The 20,647-nt window shown below is 59.2% G+C and carries 14 protein-coding genes; 1 reads left to right on the top strand and 13 read right to left on the bottom strand.

Annotation, left to right across the window (positions count from 1 at the left end; all coding sequences use genetic code 11):
• Nucleotides 1–279: 279 nt before the first annotated feature.
• The 8 genes from FBZ93_RS27290 to FBZ93_RS27255 form a co-directional block, all read right to left on the bottom strand.
• Nucleotides 280–2,751 (bottom strand): AAA family ATPase, encoded by a 2,472-nt coding sequence (locus FBZ93_RS27290; protein WP_146990142.1) that lies wholly within the window; start codon nt 2,749–2,751, stop codon nt 280–282.
• Nucleotides 2,748–3,020 (bottom strand): hypothetical protein, encoded by a 273-nt coding sequence (locus FBZ93_RS27285; RefSeq protein WP_146990140.1) that lies wholly within the window; start codon nt 3,018–3,020, stop codon nt 2,748–2,750. Before FBZ93_RS27285 ends, FBZ93_RS27290 begins: the two co-directional genes overlap by 4 nt.
• A gap of 1,246 nt (nt 3,021–4,266) precedes the next feature.
• Nucleotides 4,267–4,473, bottom strand: a complete 207-nt coding sequence (locus tag FBZ93_RS27280) for a cold-shock protein (RefSeq protein WP_146990138.1) — start codon at nt 4,471–4,473, stop codon at nt 4,267–4,269.
• A 275-nt stretch (nt 4,474–4,748) separates the two neighbouring features.
• Complete coding sequence (xopAG, locus tag FBZ93_RS27275; protein WP_208764063.1) at nt 4,749–6,311, bottom strand: XopAG/AvrGf1 family type III secretion system effector; 1,563 nt, start codon at nt 6,309–6,311, stop codon at nt 4,749–4,751.
• Nucleotides 6,312–6,980: 669 nt separating this feature from the next.
• Nucleotides 6,981–7,493, bottom strand: coding sequence for an Hcp family type VI secretion system effector (locus FBZ93_RS27270; RefSeq protein WP_146990136.1), 513 nt, complete (start codon nt 7,491–7,493; stop codon nt 6,981–6,983).
• Between the two features lie 195 nt (nt 7,494–7,688).
• Nucleotides 7,689–8,048, bottom strand: a complete 360-nt coding sequence (locus tag FBZ93_RS27265) for a hypothetical protein (RefSeq protein ID WP_146990135.1) — start codon at nt 8,046–8,048, stop codon at nt 7,689–7,691.
• A complete protein-coding gene (locus tag FBZ93_RS27260; RefSeq protein ID WP_146990133.1) occupies nt 8,045–9,550 on the bottom strand; it encodes a type VI secretion system Vgr family protein in 1,506 nt (501 codons plus the stop codon). Before FBZ93_RS27260 ends, FBZ93_RS27265 begins: the two co-directional genes overlap by 4 nt.
• Nucleotides 9,551–9,673: 123 nt before the next feature.
• Nucleotides 9,674–9,991 (bottom strand): hypothetical protein, encoded by a 318-nt coding sequence (locus FBZ93_RS27255; RefSeq protein ID WP_146990132.1) that lies wholly within the window; start codon nt 9,989–9,991, stop codon nt 9,674–9,676.
• A 775-nt stretch (nt 9,992–10,766) separates the two neighbouring features.
• On the opposite strand from FBZ93_RS27255, the gene FBZ93_RS27250 reads away from it, so the two are divergent.
• Entirely contained in the window at nt 10,767–12,224 is a 1,458-nt protein-coding gene (locus FBZ93_RS27250; protein ID WP_146990130.1) for a hypothetical protein, read from the top strand.
• A gap of 391 nt (nt 12,225–12,615) precedes the next feature.
• Here the strand turns inward: FBZ93_RS27250 and FBZ93_RS27245 are convergent, their stop codons facing one another.
• From FBZ93_RS27245 to tssK, 5 genes are all read right to left on the bottom strand, one after another.
• A complete protein-coding gene (locus FBZ93_RS27245) occupies nt 12,616–13,464 on the bottom strand; it encodes a sulfite exporter TauE/SafE family protein (RefSeq protein ID WP_146990129.1) in 849 nt (282 codons plus the stop codon).
• A gap of 200 nt (nt 13,465–13,664) precedes the next feature.
• A complete protein-coding gene (locus FBZ93_RS27240; protein WP_146990127.1) occupies nt 13,665–14,555 on the bottom strand; it encodes a serine/threonine-protein kinase in 891 nt (296 codons plus the stop codon).
• Between the two features lie 249 nt (nt 14,556–14,804).
• Complete coding sequence (gene tssM, locus FBZ93_RS27235) at nt 14,805–18,371, bottom strand: type VI secretion system membrane subunit TssM (RefSeq protein ID WP_167529235.1); 3,567 nt, start codon at nt 18,369–18,371, stop codon at nt 14,805–14,807.
• Between the two features lie 12 nt (nt 18,372–18,383).
• Entirely contained in the window at nt 18,384–19,058 is a 675-nt protein-coding gene (icmH, locus tag FBZ93_RS27230; RefSeq protein ID WP_167529234.1) for a type IVB secretion system protein IcmH/DotU, read from the bottom strand.
• Nucleotides 19,059–19,273: 215 nt separating this feature from the next.
• Nucleotides 19,274–20,614 carry a type VI secretion system baseplate subunit TssK gene (gene tssK / locus FBZ93_RS27225; RefSeq protein ID WP_146990122.1) on the bottom strand — a complete coding sequence of 447 codons (1,341 nt, stop codon included), beginning with the start codon at nt 20,612–20,614 and terminating at the stop codon, nt 19,274–19,276.
• Nucleotides 20,615–20,647 lie beyond the last annotated feature (33 nt).

Below are 20,647 nucleotides of genomic sequence, written 5' to 3'. Positions count from 1 at the left end.
CCCTGAACGATCGTAGTGGAGCGTTCAAAACTGGCAGGATTTAGCTTGATCCGCAACGAGAGCCAGAACCGATCGGCACCATGACGATCGCTTCGAACGAATGACGCTGTGAGACGAGTGCCGGATGCTCACGGCGCGACCGGATTGCCCGCCGGGCCAGAGCTTGATCTGTCGAACAGCTCGTGGTCGCGACGAGGACGCACTATTCCCAATGGTCGATGTCATAGCGAGCCCCCCCGCTGAGTGACCTTACAGCGGGTTCGGAACGTCGCACCGATCTCAGGTTCTTTGGCCAAGAGAGCGGTAATAGCGGTATCGACCCGAGCCTGCCGGATGCTCGAATTGAAAACAAGCGGCGAACTTTTCAATCGCTTGCATGACGCCCTTAAGAGAGGGAGCCGTGAAGGCGTGGGTCTGTCCGGTCGACCAGTGAGCCAGATAGTTGCTCACTATCGTCGCAACCGAAGTGCCGAGGCCGGCGAGCTGGGCCGGCTCCAAGACCAGGCGCCCAGCCGCATCGTGAAGGTCGACGGCTGCCTTGATGGCGTCTATCAGGTTCTTCGCCATATGCTTGTCATCGTTGAAGGCAATGGCGATGGGCACGGGAATACCGACCCTTGAGATCACCTCCTCGAGTTTGAACTCGAGATACTGTCTGATGCGGGGAGCCGCATCATCGGTGTTTCCGGCATCGAGAAGGGCGCGCGTCGCATCGCGGACCCTATGGATGGCACCCGATTGCGGCAGCACCGATGTCCGTGCGGTGCCCTGGATGCATTGATGCCACCAGCCGCCGTCTTTGGCGTTCGTGTTGAATAGCTTCTCCAGTACGGTGTCGTGGCTGAGCAGAATGACCTGCGGTCCATCAGGGACGCCAGGGCGGGCAAATTGTCCTTTGATCACGTTCATCAGATGGAATTGATGCCCGGAATCAAAGCTGGATGTTACGTCATCGAGGATAAGAAACCTGGCGCCGCCGCCATAGAGCGAAGCGGCCGCCAAATAGACGCTGATCGCGAAGGCGTTCCGATAGCTCTCGGAGAGGACGGCTTGAGCTGAGATGTCCGGTAGCGTCCAGAACTGTGCGAGCGAGATGGAAAGGTCTTCGCTGCCCGCCCGCTTTTTGAGGGCTGGCACGACATCGGTGTACATGATCGCCGCGAAGATTTTTCGCGTGACGGGTTCGATCGCGGCGAGCCGGCGCGCGCTTGCGGCGGACTCGGCACCGGCAAAGCACGAGCTGGCCGCGTCAAGGAATGTCTTGGCCCGGGCAATGCGCGCAAGCTCCGCGGCGATGGCGGATTGCTCGCTCAAGGCAGCACGCAAGTCCGACAAATTGCTCTGCAGCCGGCGCGCGGCCTCGGCTTTCTCCACGACAGCGGTGAGCTTGTCGGGGAGGCTCTTCTCCAGGGCGACCTTGTCATGGGTGAGGACTTTGACCTTGGCGACCGCCCGATCGGTCAGCGTCTTCAGCCATTGGACGACGGCGCGGGCCCGCGCGCCCTCGACGGCGCCCTTCAGTCCGACGTCCCTTGCCTCGGCGAGCTGGGCTCGCTCTTCTGCCTGGCGGCCCAACCGTTCTAGCTCATCGAGCTGATTCCAGCCTTTTTCGGTCCATTCTTGGGTCAGATTGGCCGAAGCTGCCTCCACCGCCTCAAACGCCGCGTTCTTTTGGCGAACATGGTCGAGAACCGAACCGGTGTCAGATCGATCGCACGTCGGGCAGACACATTTATCCCCCCAACTGTCATCTGCGAGGATGATTTCGCTTACCCCGTAGAGCTGGCGGAACAGATCTCCTTGAGTGAGCTTTAAGGCGGTGTCGCGAGCATCGGCCAGTTCCACCAGGCGCTTGGCATCCTCTTCGCTGGGCGCGGCTTTCAGGGCCTCCGACCACCTCGCCTCATCGCGCAGGATTTTCGTAAGTTCTGCCCTCGCCTCGCCCCCTTCGGCAGATTTCGCTGCATCGATGCACTTTGAGGGGTCGATCTCCTCGAACGTCCGGCCCTCGCAGAGCGGCTTGAGCAGTTCGATGCCACTGAGGGCGGAATGCGCCTTCGCAAGCATCGTTGCTTCGGCTTCCGCCGGATCGTACTCGTCACCGACCAAAGCGGCGAAGGCTTCCTTGACGTTGGTCCGTGCTCGTTGGAGGCGGACGTGTGCGCTGTTCTGCTTGGCTTCCTTGCCGCCGACCGCGAAGTGATTGTTAAACGCCTTGGTGTTTGCCAGCGAGGCCAACCCCTGTCGCAGCGATGAATAACGTTTCAATCCGAGCAGTCCGGCGAACGATCGGCCGCGCCTCTGCGGCGCAAGATCGATAAAGTCCTGAAATGTCTTTCCGTCGAGCAGGACGAACTCGCGATTGAGGTCCGCCAGGATCGCATTTCCGTCTGCACCTGTGCTGGCCACAACAGTTCGCGCCCCAGCGGCATCGCGCCGAACGGTCACATCGACTGCGGTGCCGCCATTGGCCGGCACAAGGGTCAGGATGATCGTTCCCACACCACCCGCATGGAAGCGATTGAGATAATAGCACGAGCCCTTTTCGGTCGCAGGCAGATCGTCCAGCTTGGGAATGCGGCCCGTAATCGCGTAGACCACCGCATCAAAAATTGATGTCTTCCCAACCCCATTCGGCGCGGAGATCGAGTTGACGCAATCCGGCTTGAGTTTGAGGACAAGGGGTGCACCCTCGTTGTTGATGCCGCGAAAGCCTTCGATAGAGACCTTCTGAAGATACCAGCCGCTCATTGGGCAGCGCCTTCTTCGGAAGGCATCTGTTGCGGTTCGACCGGCGCAGTCGCTAGGTACAATGCATCAAGGATCGCATCTTGATCGAGAGCAATGTCCAGGCTGAGCTTCGAAAGTGCATCTGACAGGACGCCTGCCAGTGGATCGTCGATCCCTTCGAGCGCGATCGAGAGCGCACAAATATTTTGGTCAACTGTTTTGGTGTCATCGATCTCGAACACGAGTTCGTTCTTCGCCACAATAATCTCCGAGCGTACTTTGTGCTTCATGCCCACTCGATGTCGTAAGGCCAAGCATCTCCGCTCTATCTATACTGCTTGGCGCGCGCGGCTAGGACAATCTCGGCACGGCCGATTGGATTATCGGCCTAAGTCGCACGAACTTTGTACGCTTCGTACGAATGCCGATGATTCAGGTTGCCGCCTTCGTCAGATCGCGAGAGGGGGCGACTCATTGAATGAGATGCTGTTGAACGAACAGGCAGGCGCAGAAGGCTATTCGTCGTTTGAGGGACCTTCCAGGTCGGCAGGTCCGGAAAACACGCCACTTGTGAGATCCGATTTGACCGCCTTGGAGAATGCGCCAATCAGCATTGTCGAAATTCTCCCGCCGGCGTTGCTCGCTTCAATGAGATAATCACCGGCTGCAGTACAGGTCTATTGCGCCCAGTCGTTTAATCATGGATCATCGATCTATGCGTCATCGAAAGAATTATCGACCACGTAGGACATTTTGCATTGGCGCCGAGATTAAACATCAAAGCGGTGCGCACGGGCATGGTGGCGCCATCTGTCCGGATCGTACAAAGCTTGATGTGTGTCCTCCGGACGCTTGTCCCTGCTTTTCGTTTGCGGTAAGGCACATAATCCGATGATGGAAAGACAGAATGCGACAGCGACGGATGTGCTTTTTCGCTAGCGGTTAGTCCGTGCGGCTACGTCGACATCCAGGTTCGGCATAAGGCTATTTAATTGGGGAACTGCATGAAACGAATAGACAAGGGTGGTCAATTTGTTTCGGGGGCCGGTAGCGTACTCCGCGTTGCGCCCAACAAACCAGGAACAAAGAAACTGACGGCGACGATGAAACGCCGCGCCTTGAAAGTTCGCAAATCTGAGCGACAGCGCGCCTCGTCTTCGTAAGCGGAAGAACATGCTCGCCCCCCTCCGAGGTCATTCAAAACGCACCGCGTGACTGCAAGCTGCTTCAATCGCGAAACCGACGTAGTTGCGCCTTGATCGCGAGGACTCCTTGTACCCTTCGTGGCCTTGATTATGGTGGCGGCGCGCGGCCGCCACCATAAGGGCCAGTGCTGCGCCGGACCGCGCCGAACCTCATGTTCCGTCCTGCGCTAGCGCGGTCTCTTCGGGGCGCGATTACGCGAGGAGACCGCGCCGCGCGATTGCCATGATCTGAACGGGCCACCGATCGCGTCTGCATCCTGATCGCTTGAGACCAGGACACCGCGGCCATGGCGGGCGGTATCCTCCAGCATGCCTCTGCGTAAGGGCGGCCTCACCCAATCCGCAGGTTCTCAGCAGAGGCTTTACCGGCACTGCCGGTCTTCAGTTCGTAGCTGATCTTCGCTCCCTCAGCGAGATCCGGGTAGCCAGCCTTTTCAACGGCACGCATGTGTACGAAGACGTCGGGGCCACCATCATCCGGCTTGATGAAGCCATAACCTTTGGTAGGGTTGAACCATTTCACAGTACCAATTGCCATCGCAGAACTCCTAAATGAACCCTTGCGATCTAGCCAAACTCTCACAAGGGCACAAGCCCCTGGGTTACGCCGCTCGGTGACGCTTATGACTTTCCGCGGCTTGGCGCGGGAGGCAAAGGCAGACGTCCATCGGACCAGACCGTCTCGCTCCGGCGCCGGAATTGGCTCCATCAGGCTTGTCCCAGCGAAAGGTGGAGAGGATTCGTCACCTCCTTTCGCACAAGCGCAAACTCATCGGCCGTGAGCGCCAATCTGGTTATCGACAACTGAGGGCATCACCTCCGCCTGGAGAGATTCCTGCCACCGTAGTACTCCTGCGCTGCCTTGCGACAGACTTCCTCATAGAACTCATCCGCATCTTCGATCGTGTAACCGGCTCCGGCAAAGCAGCCGCGCGCTACCTCGTGAAGCGTATGCCGTATTGACGTCGTATCGTCGTACACGGCGTTAAGGCACGCGATGATGACGATGACGTCCTCCCTTGAGAGGCGCGGCTGGCCACTCATTAAGCGAGCGTGATTGATGCAGGCGACGGCGTTGACGCAAGTGAACGAGTCGCCCATTCCGGAGCAATCCTCGAATCCATTACCCTGCTCGTTCAACTTGAAGTGCGCGACCGGCAGATTCTTCGTATCCTTGATCTCGCGGTGATTCAGGTCCTCGCCTAGCATCGGATCACAACCCGAGCGCATCTCGTGAAGCCAAATGTCGAGTTGGTGTAGCCCAGGCCCAATCCAGCTTCTGTTGCGCTTGAACGGGTCCTTGTTCGGATCCTCGAACATGAGAGACGCATCGATTCTGTCAGTTTCTGTCAGCGAAAGTAATCCCTGCTTGGACAGCGTCTGCATCACGACTTTCTCGGCATGTCCCCAATGCGCGTCATCAGCATAGACCTGCCTGAAGTTTAAGATGGCCTGGCCAGCTGCGAACTGGGCGTCCTCGCCAAGGCCGCAATCCTTGCAGATCAGCGCCTCGAACTTCTCGGTGCACTGCTTGAAAGTCAGCCCCTTCTCACTCTGGAGGGCATCACGGAAGTGCTGCACGCCCTTGTTCACGAAGGGTCGAGTGACCGATCTAGAGGTGTAGCCGTAAGCGCCAGTTTCTTCGTTGAGTACACCGGTCAGCGCGTACTTGTTCTTTTTATCGTAGAGCGGGCTCCTCGTCAGATCTGGATCCTTGGGCACCTTCGGTGGCCCATACTTGGCCACGCACTCGTCCTTCACGAGATGGCCCTTCATGCAGGCCAGGTTCAAAGCGAGGGATTCGTGCGCCTGCCTGGAATCCACCAGGCGAGCGACGTGCACGTAAGTCGCCGCCCGGTAGTCGATCATCTTTACGAACATATTGTTGCCGCAAGTGCGGATTGGATTGAGGGGACGCTCGTTCAGGCGCTGTTCTTCAGGGCTGGCAGCGTGATATCGCGTCGAATATTCCCTCGCCTCGGCCTGGGCCAACCTGAGCCGTTCGTTGCCGGTGAAACCTTTCTTGCCATCGTGCAGCGAGGTGGTCGAAAGGAAGAAGTCGTTTGCGACCTCGTCATAGGCGTAGCCTGCGCCCGCGAGACACAATCCGTATTTCACCGCGCGCGCAAACTTTGGTTCGCCCCTCCCCCCGTCTTTGCCGCCGTCTCCACCGTGCTCCCCCCGTCCGAGCGGTGGCAGTGCAGGTCTTCTTCCGGTTGGAGTGGCCATACTCCGCGAATAAAGCTCAGCAAGTGATTGTCCGTCTTCGGGAAGCGCAAGCATCGCACTCGGCGCCTCAGCCTGTCCACCGACGATTCGCCAAATCCGTGAGCGAAGGGCCGCAAGTGAATGTCCGGCCTCGTGAAATGCGCTCATCGAACTCAGATCCTCAGCGTGTCCGCCGACGACCCGCCAAACCCGTGAACGCAAGTCAGCAAGTGAATGACCCACTTCATGGCACGCAGTCATCGCAGTTTAGGCCTTGGCTACGCCATGAAAGATCTGGCTGTTTATTGCCGAAAAGCCGTCAAGACGGCGTTCCCACTTCACATCTCCTCCTCAACCGATGCCCGTTGCCCGACCTCAACAGCAAGATCTTCGCACCCTGATCGGCTACAAATTGCGGAATATCGGATCCGAACCACGACCGATTTGATATCGCGCAAGGTTCAAAGCCGCCAAATGGACTGCTGTTGCTTTGTCGCGCATCCGCGCTTACGCGTTGGACGATTGGTCTAGTCGGCAAGCAAATGAGCCGGCGCCTGCCCCGTCCGTCCAACCCAATGCGCCAACTCGCTTGGCCGCGCCAATGCCTTTCCGAGGCGGCGTGTTCCTACAGAGCCAGCCCGTCTAGCATCGGTCCGCATCATCCCATTGGAGCGCACCCAGCATGCCCCGCCGTCAGTCCTGCGATGACTGCGTCAAATGTGCTCTATGTACCCACCACGTACGGGATGATGTCTGGGACCAAGTCGGCGCCCTTCTGATTTTAGAAGTGCCGCGGTGGCGTCGCAGAACCGCGACGGCGCGACAATTCTGGCGTTGTCACCATTTATCCTCTCCGCTGGTGCTGCCAGGAACGTGCTCCCATTTGACTTCCTTGTAGGTGAAGGACCAATCTTCCATGTTCTGGAAGAAGTTGTTCTGCGGATTAATCGTGAGAGGCACATAGGCCTTGCCCTCGATCAACGTCGCGTTCTTCCAGGTTATTTTGAAGAAGTTCTGCGGCTGCGGCATGCCCCCCGGATCGGTGCGGTAGAACTCGCAGACCACCTGTTCGAGCACTTCGTTGGTGGCCAGCGCCTGCCATAGCAGCGGCGAGGAGCGATCAAAGAATTTGGTGAAGAGTACTGGCTGATGGTTGCGCGCGCCCGTGGCGACCCCGCTCGTCATGTCGCGCGGAACGACGATGCCGCTGGTGAAGGCGACGACGGTGATCTTCGATTGCTTACCCGAGTCCCCCTTGGCGACCTGCCCGATGCTGTCCGGCTTGGAGGCATCTTTGGAGATGTCCCCCTGTTTCTTCCCCTTGATTGTCATGTAGGCTTCAAGTGACACTTTCGTCTCCAAGACTTTCGATGCGCCGGCACATACCGGCACGAGTCATATCGCAACATTCGTGCCAAGAGCCGTGCGCATCCGAGGCGTGATACTGCGGGTATTTCTCCGGATCTGATCGTCGATAACAGCACTAGAGATGTCCACGCGCCGACTCCATCACGCGATCACATCGTCGCGTCGGGACGCTATCTGTCACGGCTCAACAGGGCCGACTGGGTCCAATCGACACTCGACATCGAGAAAGGCACGCGTGGCAACGTCGAGCACAGCCTGCCCCCTCACACGGTAACCCATGGAGTTATCGACTATGGCATTGCCGTGCAGCGCGTAGACGAGCACCGTGCAAGATGCTCGTTGTCCTTGCTCCAGGTATTGCGTGGACAGGCAGAGGCGCAATTCTCTTCCGTCACGAAGGCGTCGCAAATGAATGCCATCGGCAGATGGCGGCGGTATATTGATCGACGCTGTCGGCAGGATCGTCGCGCGCGCCGTATTGGCGATCGTTTCTACCAGGGGGTCGATCTCGTGAGTTGCGGGCCTCCAGACGATCATGAGGCGCCATCATGAGAAACAATCGCAGGCCCATCACAAATCTCGATCTTAGTGCCAGATTGCGATGTGATGCGATTGAACACGTGCGTGTCGGAGGTCACTCCTGCCTTCATGTCGGGATTGTGGACCGCTCCGATCACCAAGGGCCGGTCAATGTCACCGTTGATGTAGCCGACCAGGACTTCGGTTCCGGGAACTAACGGAAATTGCAAACCGGTTCGATTCGGACCTGCGTAAGGCTCGAGCTTCCGCACATAGCCGCTGCCATGCCCCTTCGCCAGTTCGTCGGCGAACGTGAACTGCAGCTTATAGCGGCCCTGATCGTCGATCTCGGCCCGCCCGTTCCACGCTTCTCCATCGACCCTGGCGGTGTGGAGGCCGGCGCCAAGTGGTGCAGGCGTCATAGCGACCGGACGGTAAGGCACGTCCGACCGAATACAATGGACCATATTTTGATAGGCTCGCCCGTTCTGCGCGAACGCGCGGAACCCGGCCGGCGCGGGCCGATAGGCCGAGTGATCCGCGGCGACAACGAGATATTTGCCATCAAAACGGGGATGGCCCCGCAGCTTGAAAATGACGCCAGCGCGTAGCTCCGGCGCGTCGCTGAGGGCGATGTACATCGTCTGGCTGGCGCCCACCTGCTCGGCACGGATCCGCGCCAGCGTGGTCGCCTCCGCTTCACTGGTCAAATGCCCGCCGAACCGTGAGGCCTTGCCCAAAAAGCCGCTGCCTTGTCCAACCTGCTGATCGACGGACACGACGGAAGGCACCGTTTCGTTGTAATCGCGGAGCGTAATGGTCTTTGTCGAGAGCACGCGGCGCTGCCGGAACGACAGAACGGCGCTTTCGTCGACGCCTCGCGATACCTTGCGCTCGCGCTGGTGCGCATAACGAATCGCAGGCCAGGCGCCGAACCTAACGCTGGGAAAGGCCAGATTCTTGTCGCCGAAGACAACGGTCTCACCGCCGTCTTCTTGCTTGAAGAAATAGAAAATCCCGTTCCGCTCGCAAAGGCGCGAAATGAAGCTCAGATCGCTTTCATTGTACTGCACGACATAACTTCGCTTGGGATAGCGATCAAGATTGTATTCGGCGGGAATGCTGATGCTCGCCGTGTTCAGCTGCTCCTTAATGATGTCATCGACGCCCATCGGTTGGCCAGTGCCATAAATGCGGCTCGCGACGGAGAGCTCGGCGACCGCAAAGCGGGGGCGCAGAACGAACTGGAGCACTCGCAGTCCAGTTACCGTTGGGTCGAGTTCCTCGACCTGGGCACAGAGGCCCGAGGTCATCCATCGCCCGCACGCAGTTTTGACGGTCAGCTTGGCGCATTCGCCGATCAAAGCGCCGGTATCGACATCGCTCGATGTCGTGGCGTAAATCACATAACTGAACGGCAGGGAAATGCACTCTGTGCCCTCGAATCCTTGCACGTCGAGCTCAATGCCGGGCTTGCTGTGAATGTCGAGGCTAATACTGAGGTTGGAGCTGTCGTTCATCGGTGTACCAAGTCAAGCTTCGGCAGTGACAACAACGTCTGCCACAGGTGTCGCGGAGAGAAGGGCGTTCCCCGAGTCCTGCGGCACTGAATGCTAAAATCATATCTTACCTCCCTACTCGCTTTACGACAGCATGCGGTCCGCAGAACCGGCAAACCCAGGACGGCCGACCGGGACCTTGGACAAACTCCTCGACGGCCTCAACGCGATCGCGGCAATCGAGGACAAAGTCTGAACCCGCCATTGTGCTGGCAACGGACGACAAATTGCCGTTGCTATGCGTTGCATATCATCGTCGACCGACCGCGCCGGGATGCTGGATCCAAACACTGAACCGATGTCGACGCCATCGGTGCTGGTGTGGATGATCGTGAAGCCGATACCGTCGAGTACGATTTGCGAGCGCACCAGTGTGGTCTGGAATTTGAGACTGGCAACCAAGCCCGCGTCCCGCAAAGCCGCTTTTTGACAGCGAACGCGTGTTTTGCGTTGCCGCCCGAGGATCCAGCGTTGCCTCCGATAGCTCCGAGTCTGAGATGCATTTCATCACCGTCAGCCTACCAGCATCTGTCGATAGTCGAGCATCGCATCGGTTCAGCGGCGGCATTACTTCCTCATAAGTATAGATGAAGCCGATCGTAGCTTGCGCGTCTGTTGCGCAAGAAGGACAAGGAATGTTTTTCCTAAGCCCACAGGTGCGGTGGAGGATACGCTGGGTTTGTCTTAGAGGCGGAACATACGGTTTGAAGTGAAGGATTTCGACGTGCACTCAGCCGATCAGTGTTGCGCTGCCTTTTCAATAGCAACGGTCGTGCCAATCGGGCCTCTTCGTCAAAGCTATCAATCAGGTTTCTGGACAGTCAGTTTCGACGGAATGACTGCAGTTGTCCCCAACCTGACTGTCAGGTACCGGACAAGAGTCGGGCCGGAGATGAAATGGCTTATGCCGGCGACGAGACAACTTTATGAGCAATGCCGCGAACGAGTCTCGGGGAACTAAAGATGAGCAAGATCACCACGTCCTCGCAGCATATGTGGCGCTGCCGGCTTACGCTCTAAGCGCTGTTGGAGGATGGAACGGGCCGAACCGGGGTAGATCGCATGGCCGGATGCAAATTGGGACCAGCTGGCTGCAAGCAGGCTCCCGCGGCCTGCACGCTGCAGATCAAGCGAGCGCGCGTTGACGCTGCAATCGGATTTATCACCGGAGGTTCGCATGAGTGACAGCAGCGGCGGCTCCAATGAGGGGCCTGGACCCTATCAGGTGGATAAGCAGCTTTATGAGGACTTCTGGAATTGGCTTACTTGGAAGCTTCCGGACCACCGCTGCGACGGCGCCGACAATGCCGCGGGCGATATGTACGATTTCCTCCAGTGGATCCACGAGACCAACAGGCCCCCGATGGCCGATCGGATTGCGTTGCCCTCGTTGGATATCGATGTGCGGGCCTATGCAGCCGACTATATTGGGCGCGAGGTACCTGTGATTGGCGGGTTTCGTAACCGTCTCCTGAACTTGAAAGACATGCTTCGAGACCTCAATTTCTGGAACTGGGCTCGAGAGAGGCGTGTGATGTTTCAGGGCTTCGATGGAGGGGGGCCATCCTCGTTACCGCTGGACTACAAGGATGGCAGCAGCGAAAGTGGCAGTAGCGATCGTGGCAGCAGCGGCGGCTTCAATCAGGGCCCCGGCCCCTATGAGGCGGATAGGCAGCTTTATCAGGACTTCTGGAACTGGCTTACCGAGAAGCTCTCGGACCGGCGCTCCCGGGGCGCCGACATTGCTGCAGGCGATATGCACGATTTTCTCGAATGGATCCGCGAGACCAACAGACCGCCAATGGCCGACCGGATTGCGCTTGCCTCTTTGGACACCGACGTACGAGCCTATGCAGCCGACTATATTGGGCGCGAGGTATCCGCGATCGGCGGGTTTCGCAACCGTCTCCTGAACTTGCGAGATATGCTTCGGGATTTTGAAATCGAGAACTGGGCCCGCGCGCGCGGTGCGATGTTTCAGGGCTTCGAAGGTGCGCCATCGTCATTGCCGCTGGCGCCCGCCATCCCGTCAGATCGCGAGAGGTCTGCAGCTAACGCCTGGATTGGGATGCCAGAGCGTGATTTCGGAGCTTGCGTCCTCTCGGATTGGAGGGGCGGCGCCGCCCCGGACATACTGATTGCGGAATTGCGCAAGAGCCACCTCCTGCCGATGCTATTGCGGCCGCGAAGGGTGCTTATCAATGGGATGCGGTATGTCGCGGCAGTGTGGCCAGGGCGAGGGGTCGTGACCTCGAACAATCCCGAAGGCGAAAACATTATTCTTACCCCTGGATATAGCGAGCTAGCGCTGCAACCCCAGCTTCGAGTTGAGCCGATGAATGAAGTCGGGCCTTCGTCGTCTGCTCGGCCTGCGGACATACGACCCGCCTCAGGGGGTTCAGGAGGCTATTACCAGAGACCAAATTTACCCGATATCGGAACGAGAGTCGGCGCGGGCTGGATCCACGGCCCCCGGGTTGCCGACACCGTCCTAATCAACGCACTGAGAGATTTCGGCCTCCTGCCGACCTGGGAGATACCGATGCCATGTTTTTACATACATGATGAGCCCTACACGGCAGAACAGCGACCGGATGGGAGTGTTCTTGTGATGCATCGCCCTCTGGTTCGATGAAGCACGCGCGTGGGTAAGCAAACAGACAGATGAATGGATCCCGGACCACCTAAAATGCGCGACGATCAAGCTCGATAGCTCGCATTGGGAAGAGGTTGGGACTTCGGCTCTTCGGATGAGACAGCTTGCGGGTCCTTGCGGATTGTGGCGCAGACCCAGCGCCGCTCCGCGCGGCAGGCTTTCGGAATAGGCGCTTGAGACTTGCGAAAGCCTGTTCGTCGCCGGGATGATCGTGCGGCCGCCGCCTCAACCTGCTAGCGATGTCGAACTCGGCACCCGGAACCGCGCTTGTCAGTTCGGGATGTATCCATTTCACGAAAATGGAAAAATCACCCTCAAGCCGCCTCGAAAGCCGGGAGGCGACAGAAAAAACGTAAATCCGGCGATTGCCTTACTGAAACAACAACCTGACACCCGCAAACAACAGGATGGTCGCAAGAACAAACCGCGTGGCCCAATCGGTCATCCACAGCAGCCCGATGCAGGTTCCCAGCATGGCACCAAGAACTGCACCGAATATGTAGAAGGCAATCTCGGGGTTCACTGACTGACCGGACAGCAGCACGCCCGCCAGAGCGAGCAGCGAATTGCAGAGGATGAATGGTGGGGAGAGCCCAGCAGCCTGCCTCGGAGACACCCAACCAAGCATCAGAATCAGTGGGACGAGAAATACACCACCGCCAATTCCCGTCAATCCAGAGAGCAGACCCGTGGCCGCGCCTACCAGCGCGGCAAGATCAAGTGACACCTGACGATGCTTGATGTTGTCAACACGACGCTTGAGTAACATCAAGAACGAGGCCGCAATCAGCAGCGTACCGGTCATGATACAGTAGAGCGATCCGCCGATCGATAGCAGCCCGCCGATGAAGGCCGTCAACATCGACGGGATCGCGATCTGCCAAAGCAGATTCCAGTCAATCTTTCTGTGCCGATGCAGCCTCCATGTCGCATAGCTGGCGGCAACAACGTTTAACACAAGTGCAGTCGGACGCATCTGCTCGGCCGAAAGTCCTGCAAAGGCCATAACTGCGAGAAACGCTGTCCCCCCGACCTGACCGGCGGTCGAGTACAAGAGTGAGACAACGCCTATCAACAAGGTGACGAGTAATGTAGATTGCATGGTCCGTGAATGGCGCGGGAGACGAGATAGAAGAAGGACCATGTTAGTCCGTTTGCTGGTTGGCTCATTTGAGCTTTCGCAAAGAGGAGCGCGTGATTGGCACACCTTGCGCGTCATTGTGGTCTTTCCACGCGCTGCAAATCTGGCGCTCAGCGGCGAATAACAGCCCGCTTCAAACGAAGCCGCCTAATGTTCGAAGGCCGACAACCCTTGTCGGCAACCAGCCAGCCAAAACGTCGTTTTTGTGCTGATGATCGCAGGGTTGCATCATCCTCTGCTGACTGCCTAAAAACGTAACTCCAACGGAGCCCATTCGGTTACCGCAGCAGTATACGCTGGCCGAACAACCGGTAGAGCCAGGGTGGGCGGCCGAGGCGCTGGACGAACTCGTCGACGGTCTCGATACGGTCGCGGCGGTTGAGGGCAAGGCCTGAAGCGAGCACCCGCCATTGCGCTGGCGAAATAGTTGGCGGCGGTGCCGGTGTAAGGTTCGCCTTCAGTGCCTCGTCGGCTGCCCGCTGCGCATACGGATGCGCGCCGGTCAGGGCCAGATAGGTCACCACCGCGAGAGAATAGACATCGTCGCTTTCCGCTCGCGGCTCTCCCATCAGCATCTCTGGCGAGGCATATGCCGGTGTCAGCAGGCCGATCTGGTCGAGCATGGCCGTGGCCCTGTCGTGTTGTGGCGGAACGTCGAGCATGAGCACTGTCCCAAAATCCAGAATTTTGATTTCGCCCGTCGAGGTTATGAAGATGTTGCCTGGTTTGAGGTCGCCATGGACGACACCTAGGCAGTGCATGTGGGCGAGCGCCTGCCCGACACCGCGGACGATCTGAAAGGATAGCGATGGTGACAGCGGCTGTCCCTGACGATCGGCCAGGATCTGCGCTAGCGAGCGGCCCTTCAAGAGCTCCATGACCAGGTAGTGGTACTTGCCGTCGTAATCGGAATCGTAGATTTGCACCAAATTCCGGTGCACGAAGTTACGCAAAAGGCGCGCCTCGCGATGCAGCAGCTCGACAAATTTCTGGCGCATCTTCGAATGTGGATGGATGACCTTCACTGCCACTTCTGGATTTTGTTCGCGCGCCCACAGGCCGATCCGATCGATCGCACGATAGACGGTACTGGCGCTACCCTCATTGATCACCTCTAGGAGGTCGAAACGACCGCCAAGCACGTATCCCAGGGGGGCAGCTGGATTCACTGTGCAGCCCCAACCAAGCGATCGACGATCGTATTGATATCATCGGTTGCCTCTTGCATGAGAGGGCAATGCAGGATCATTTCGAGGCCGATGCTACATATCGAGGACGTGTGGTACGGCCGCTTGCGATCACCAGGAGGCAGAGTCTCTGCGTCTCGGTGGAACCGAGCACGCGCGCCAACGTGCCGCCCGCAGCATTTGCCGCTTTTATCCCGAAGAAAACTAGGAAGAGCTTTCACGGCATTGCCATCATAGGTTATTCGGACAGCGGAACGAACGAAGGACACTCAAGCTGAACGGATTGCTTACGCTTTCCGCGCGCAGCTCGTAGGCCACATTGGGTCGCTCGGGCCTGCCGATCGTGATGGTGAAGCGATCGGAGCTGCCACGCGAAGACAGCCGCGAGGCGCCGACAAGCCGAAACAATGCCCAAGGACCAGAGCTCTCAATCTTCTCCTCGGTCCCATCCACGGCGGTGAGCGTGATGGAGGCAGTGCTTGCTTCGGTTCGGGTCGGCCATTCGAGGTCGTAGGAGCGCGGCGCCTCGTGACGATAGACGATCTCCTTGCCATCCATGACGAAAGTCGCGCGCAGCAGATGGGAGGCGAGATAGACAGGCTTGATGCTGAATTTCACGGCCGGTGCGGAGCCGGAGCCGCTGAAAAACGCCTTCCGGATCTCCTGCGCGCGCTGGAATTGAACCAGGGCATTCGCATGGATCGGCACCGCCGCGCCATCGATGGTCGCAAGCACAAGGCCGTTTCGGCCCTGGACGACCAGGGTCGACAAGTATCTCTGAAAAAAGTCATCGAGCACGCCGCCGGGTCGGAAAAAATCACTGAAGTCCTTCAGTGTTATGTCCTCGGTCGCCGTCGCATACATTGGATAGCGCTGGAAGATGGCAGCCGCGCAGAGCGGGATGACTTCGCCCATCCAAACTGCATTGACATAGTCATGCGCCTGTTTGAGCAAGATGCTCCATGTCGAGAGCGCGATGTCGTTCATGATGGTGCGGACGAGCTCCGGCCGCAGCGCCGAATCGGCGCGCAAGGCGCCGAAGGAATCGTTGTTTGGATCTTTGGCGCGCCGCTGAACGAGCTGCAATGCCGTCCGGCCAGGATCTGGCGCTGACGCGATGTTGGCCATCGCCGCATAGAGGCCACCGAAACGATCGCGGATTTGATCCATGCCGGCCGGCTGTCCCGCGACTTCGGCTGTGGCCAGTTTGGCCAGAGGCCGGAACGCTTCGGTAATTCTGGTTCCTGGCCAAGGCGCATCGCCGAATGCTGCCGAGAACACGGCGGACGCGGCAGCACCGGTCTTGGCGGAGGTCAGCTCTCCGGTTGGTGGCAGGTTTGTGTGGTCGCGCACCAGGGAAATGACCTGCAGCAGCGAGCTTTGTGAGCCGGCGAGCCCGCGCAGAACTACTGCGCCACGCTGCATGTCATCGAACTTGACGACACGAATGTTGCTGAGGGCACTGGTCCAAATGCGAATATAGTCGTCAACATACCGATCAATAACCTTCAGGGCGAGCTGCTGCGTATCGGCCGCATCCAACGGACTACCGGCAAGGATCCAGTCGTCGCTTTGCTCTTCTCGAATGATGGGCGGGAGGCGGTGCAGCAGAAAATCGAGAAACCCGTCGCGCGTGAAGATGCCAGGGATGATGGCACCATTACTCGAATAGGAAGCGTCGTGCTGTATAATGGCGGGCAAGACAATCTGCGGAGCACGCATCTCAAGTTCGCCCGAACCGAGCAGACTGACCAGGTCGATCGGCCGGAGCTGGGTGTTCTGCCCTGCTTCGCGCAACAAGCGGATGTAGACCTGCTCGACGAGGGGCCTTTCCAACAGCCGCGAGCCGACCGCGATCACGAATTTCTGGTCAGTCGTGATGGGCTTCGGCAACAACTCAATCAGGCGTGAAAAATGCTCCTTCAACTCGCCCGCAGATGTCGTATCGAGCGCGAACGCCAGTGCGACTTCGGTGAGCGCCGCCTTCTCGACCTTGCCGCGGTCGAAATGCCTCGGATTGCTCAGCATCAAATACGTGCGAAACGCTTCCTTGGCCTGGTCCAGCAAAGTATCGTTGCCTGCACGCAATAACGCCTCGATGCGGACAGCAAGCCTGTTGGCGAAAACGGGTAGCAGTCGGTCGACCAGAATGTGGTCATAGGCGTCCTGCGCAGCCGGCGCCAGCGCCGGGGTCGCCGAGATGCCGAGGCCCTCAAGCCACGCAGACCACGTGGCTTCGCCGGCAGCCTGGGGCAACCGGCGCGCGGCATTAAGGATCGGCAAAAGCTTCTTCAAGTCCAGCGGTTCGTGGATTTCCAGGAGGTGCGCCTGCAACGTCTGCGCGGCCATTCTGGTCTCAGCGATGCGACCTTCGCTTCGGGTGAAGGCACCATACCACTGGGCCAATGCAGCCACCGCCAGCACGACCGCCGCGATATAGCCGCAGCCATGCACCAGCGCGAGCTTGCGTTCCAGCCTCAAATTGCGACCGACCAGGCCCTGCTCAGCGAAGATCACGTCGGTCAGCAACCGCTTGATGAAAAACGCCTTCCCCGGCCCGATTGGAGACAAGGGCGGCGCGAAGTGCAGACCGAAACTGCGGCTGATCGCGCTGCTGACCCGCTCGATCGGCGTGCCTTCCTGCGTGCCGCTCGTAAAGTAGACCCCGCGCAGCATCGGCCGCACCTCGAAGCGGCTCATCCGGAATACCTCGCTCACGAAGCCGGTGATTGCTGCCCGGATGCTCCAGAATTCCTTCGGAAACGCGTACATGATTGCACGGCGGCTGAGATTGCGTTCCTCCTGCATGCGAAAGGCCAGTTTGCTCTCGAGGTGCTCGGCAAGCTCCTGAATCTCAATGGCGACGACGTCACTAATGTGATCGCCCGGCGCATCGAGGGGAAAGGTCTTGCCCCAAACCTGAGCGCGGCCTTCCTGGTCGAGATTGTCGAAGTATTCAGCGAAGCCAGACACGAGATCGCATTTGGTCACCAGAACATAGACCGGAATACGCATGCCACACTTCTTCAGCAGCTCCTGTATCCGCGAACGAATTGAGCCGACGAGCCGCCGCCGCCGATCGTCGTCGTACAGCAAGAGATCGGACACGCTGATTGCGACCAGGACGCCGTTGATCGGCCGCTGGCGCCGATGCGCCGTGAGAAGATCGAGAAAGCCGTGCCAAGCCGCACGATCGACCTCGGCATCCGTATCCTGGGTCGTATAGCGGCTTGCCGTGTCGATAAAGACTGCTTCGTCGGTGAACCACCAGTCGCAGTTTCGCGTACCGCCGACGCCAGCGACCGGGTCGACGCCGAGCCGTTCGGCCAGCGGGAACTCGAGGCCTGAATTGCGCAGGATCGTCGTCTTGCCGGCACCCGGTGGACCAATGATGACGTACCAGGGCAGCTCGAACAAATAGCTTGGGCCCCGCTTGCCGGCGAACACCGTATCGCGCAGGACTTTCAGCGCATCCTCGAAGCGCCTACGGATCAGTTCGACCTCCTCCCGACTGCGATCGCTGGAGCTTGAGATGAGGCCTTCGCTCTCCATCAACGACTTGATGACGCGCCGATTGGCGCGGCGCGCCAACCCGTGTCGGACAAGGATGACGAGCATGGTCGCCAGGAAGACTCCGGCCATTGTGGCGGCGCGAACGGTGACCGACTGGAGCGGATATCGACCGAAGAGGTCGAGATAAGGTCCGCCGAACCAGATGAGCACGCCGATCGCCGACAAAGCGATCAGCGTCACGATGCCTCGGACCGAGAAGAGTGCCGCGAATTGCGCGCCGAACACCTGCACCTCCCCTTAGCGCGGCCCGGAGCGGCCGATCAAGTCAAGCAGCTGCTCGACGGGTGCCAGCTCTCCGGACAGGCGCCACCAAAACAAGCCATAGCCGATGAGCACCGCAACGGCGGCAGCAGTGAAGACGATCCTCAATGGCACGTAACTGCGCACGCCCATGCGCGCACTGGTGCCGCGCCATTGGCTCGATAGCTCAACGGGCGGAGTGGTCGCATGGTCCCGCAAGCGACGCTCAACCTCGCAGCGCAAGTCCTCAAGCCGTTCACGGCCGCCTTCCACCACGCGATATTTGCCTTCAAAGCCCATCAACAAGCAGACACTGATGAGCTTAAGCAAGGCGAGGTATTTGGCTGGCTCCGCCTGGATGTGTTCGAGTATCTGAAACACCTTCTCGCCGCCCCAGGTCTCGTTATGGAACTGGTTGAGCAGACTATTGTCACTCCAGGCGCTTTCAGCCCCCCAGCGCGTGGTCATCACGGCCTCGTCTATCAACGCGCATAGTACATAACGGGCGGCTGTCACGTCGCTCGCCTGATGTTTGACGGCACGCTCTTCGAAGCGACGGATTTGCTCGACAATTCCACGACGTAGCGCGCCGATATCGGCATCGTTGATGAAGCGAAGCCGCGCGACGACCAAAAGGAGCGGTGCCGCGGCCGAGACCAGGGTGTCCTCCACGGCCTTTGGCTCTAGGAGACCGTGGGCCACGATTTCGGCATGGCTGACCGCCGGACTTTCGCCGGCGTCAGATGTGGGCACCGGCGCGTAAGGGACCGTCGGGGCAGCGTCCTTGGGTGGAACGCGACCGGAAGATTGCCCGCCTTGATTGTCACGGATTGGACCAACTGGCCTGCGTCCAACGACTGTCGGCTCATCCATGTGTTTCGGCTCCGTCACGTACGTTTCCCGCGGATGGCCCAGAATTCGAGATGCAGATCCGAGTAGTCACCGCTGACATGGAAAGCAAAGGCCGCCGCGCGCGGCAAGATGCGCCACAGCTCCACCGACTGGTCCAGCTCGAAGTAGACGGCATCCTGGATGTAAGGCAATTCGCGGGGCGCCACAGCCAGGGCGCGGATGGGAATACCGGGGAGCTGAAGATTGACGAGATCACGAATCTGCTCGACCGGGCCTACCTTGATCTGGGCGGGGAGCTGGTTGCGCAATGTCTCGGTCGGAACGCTTGCCACGGCGACGAGAACGAAGCGGGCGCCCTGGAACAACGTACGATCGGCAATGACGCCGATCATGATGCCATACCCGCGATCCTGCAACGGGAGCGATATTGCGGCGCTCTGTATCACGACGGACAACATCTTGCGCAGGATGTCAGCGAGCGGCGTGAAGCTGTTCTCGAGATCCTCATGCTGATAAGCGCGGATATCTTGCGGTTTGTGGCGGTCGCCGACCAAGCTCGACAGCCGTCCTGCGAGGCCAAGCAGTGAGCGGAAGAGCGTTTCAGGATGATGCCCGCGTGTTGCTGCGAAGTGGTCGAAGACGGCTTCGGCGCCGTTCACGATGGACAAGGTGACAAGATCAATCAGTCCCCCTGCATCTACCGTCGCGCGCGACGGATCGGCGCGCGCGGCAAGCGCCTGAGCGCGCGTCCGCAACATCGATCTGATCTCGTTCAACAGCGCGATGAGCGGTTGGACGGCATGGATATCGATAGCCGGCGGAACGTAAGTCTCTGACAATGTGATCGCGCCCGCCGAATCGACGTTGTGGATGCGGCCAACAGGCAACGTGATCAGGTCACCCTGCTCCTCGCCGTCGAAAATAAGATGTGATGTCAAGGGAGCAACACTGATGTCGACGGGAGCTTTCTCCGGCGCGCTCGCATTCCGGACCCGCAAGACCTCCTGACCGTGCCGGCGCGCAGGCGCATCCTCCGAACAGGGGTCGCTGCCGCTATGCCGGCGTCTGCCCACGGCGATCTTGACCAGCAGGTTCTTCGCCGCCGGCGGAGGGATTCGTCCACCCGGAAGCTCGGCATATTCCGGCAAGCAAAGCGCCGTGCCGTCGGGTAGAATGGCGTCAAGTTCAGTAACGGCGAGTTGCCCAAGCGCCAGAAGACCACGATCAAAGGCACATCTTCGAACGCCCCAGCCATAGCCGATCAGACCCGCGACGCGGTTCTCGACCAATTGCTCGATCCACCGATCGTATTGCTGCAAGTGTTGCGGCCGCACCAACATGCCTTCCGACCAGATTGGTTTGCTTGTCACGGACATTGCTTAGGCCGCCTGTTCGTTGGTTCCCGTAAA

The sequence above is a fragment of the Bradyrhizobium macuxiense genome, assembly GCF_007993935.1.
Taxonomy (GTDB): Bacteria; Pseudomonadota; Alphaproteobacteria; order Rhizobiales; family Xanthobacteraceae; genus Bradyrhizobium; species Bradyrhizobium macuxiense_A.
This window is presented reverse-complemented; position numbering and strand designations above follow the sequence as displayed.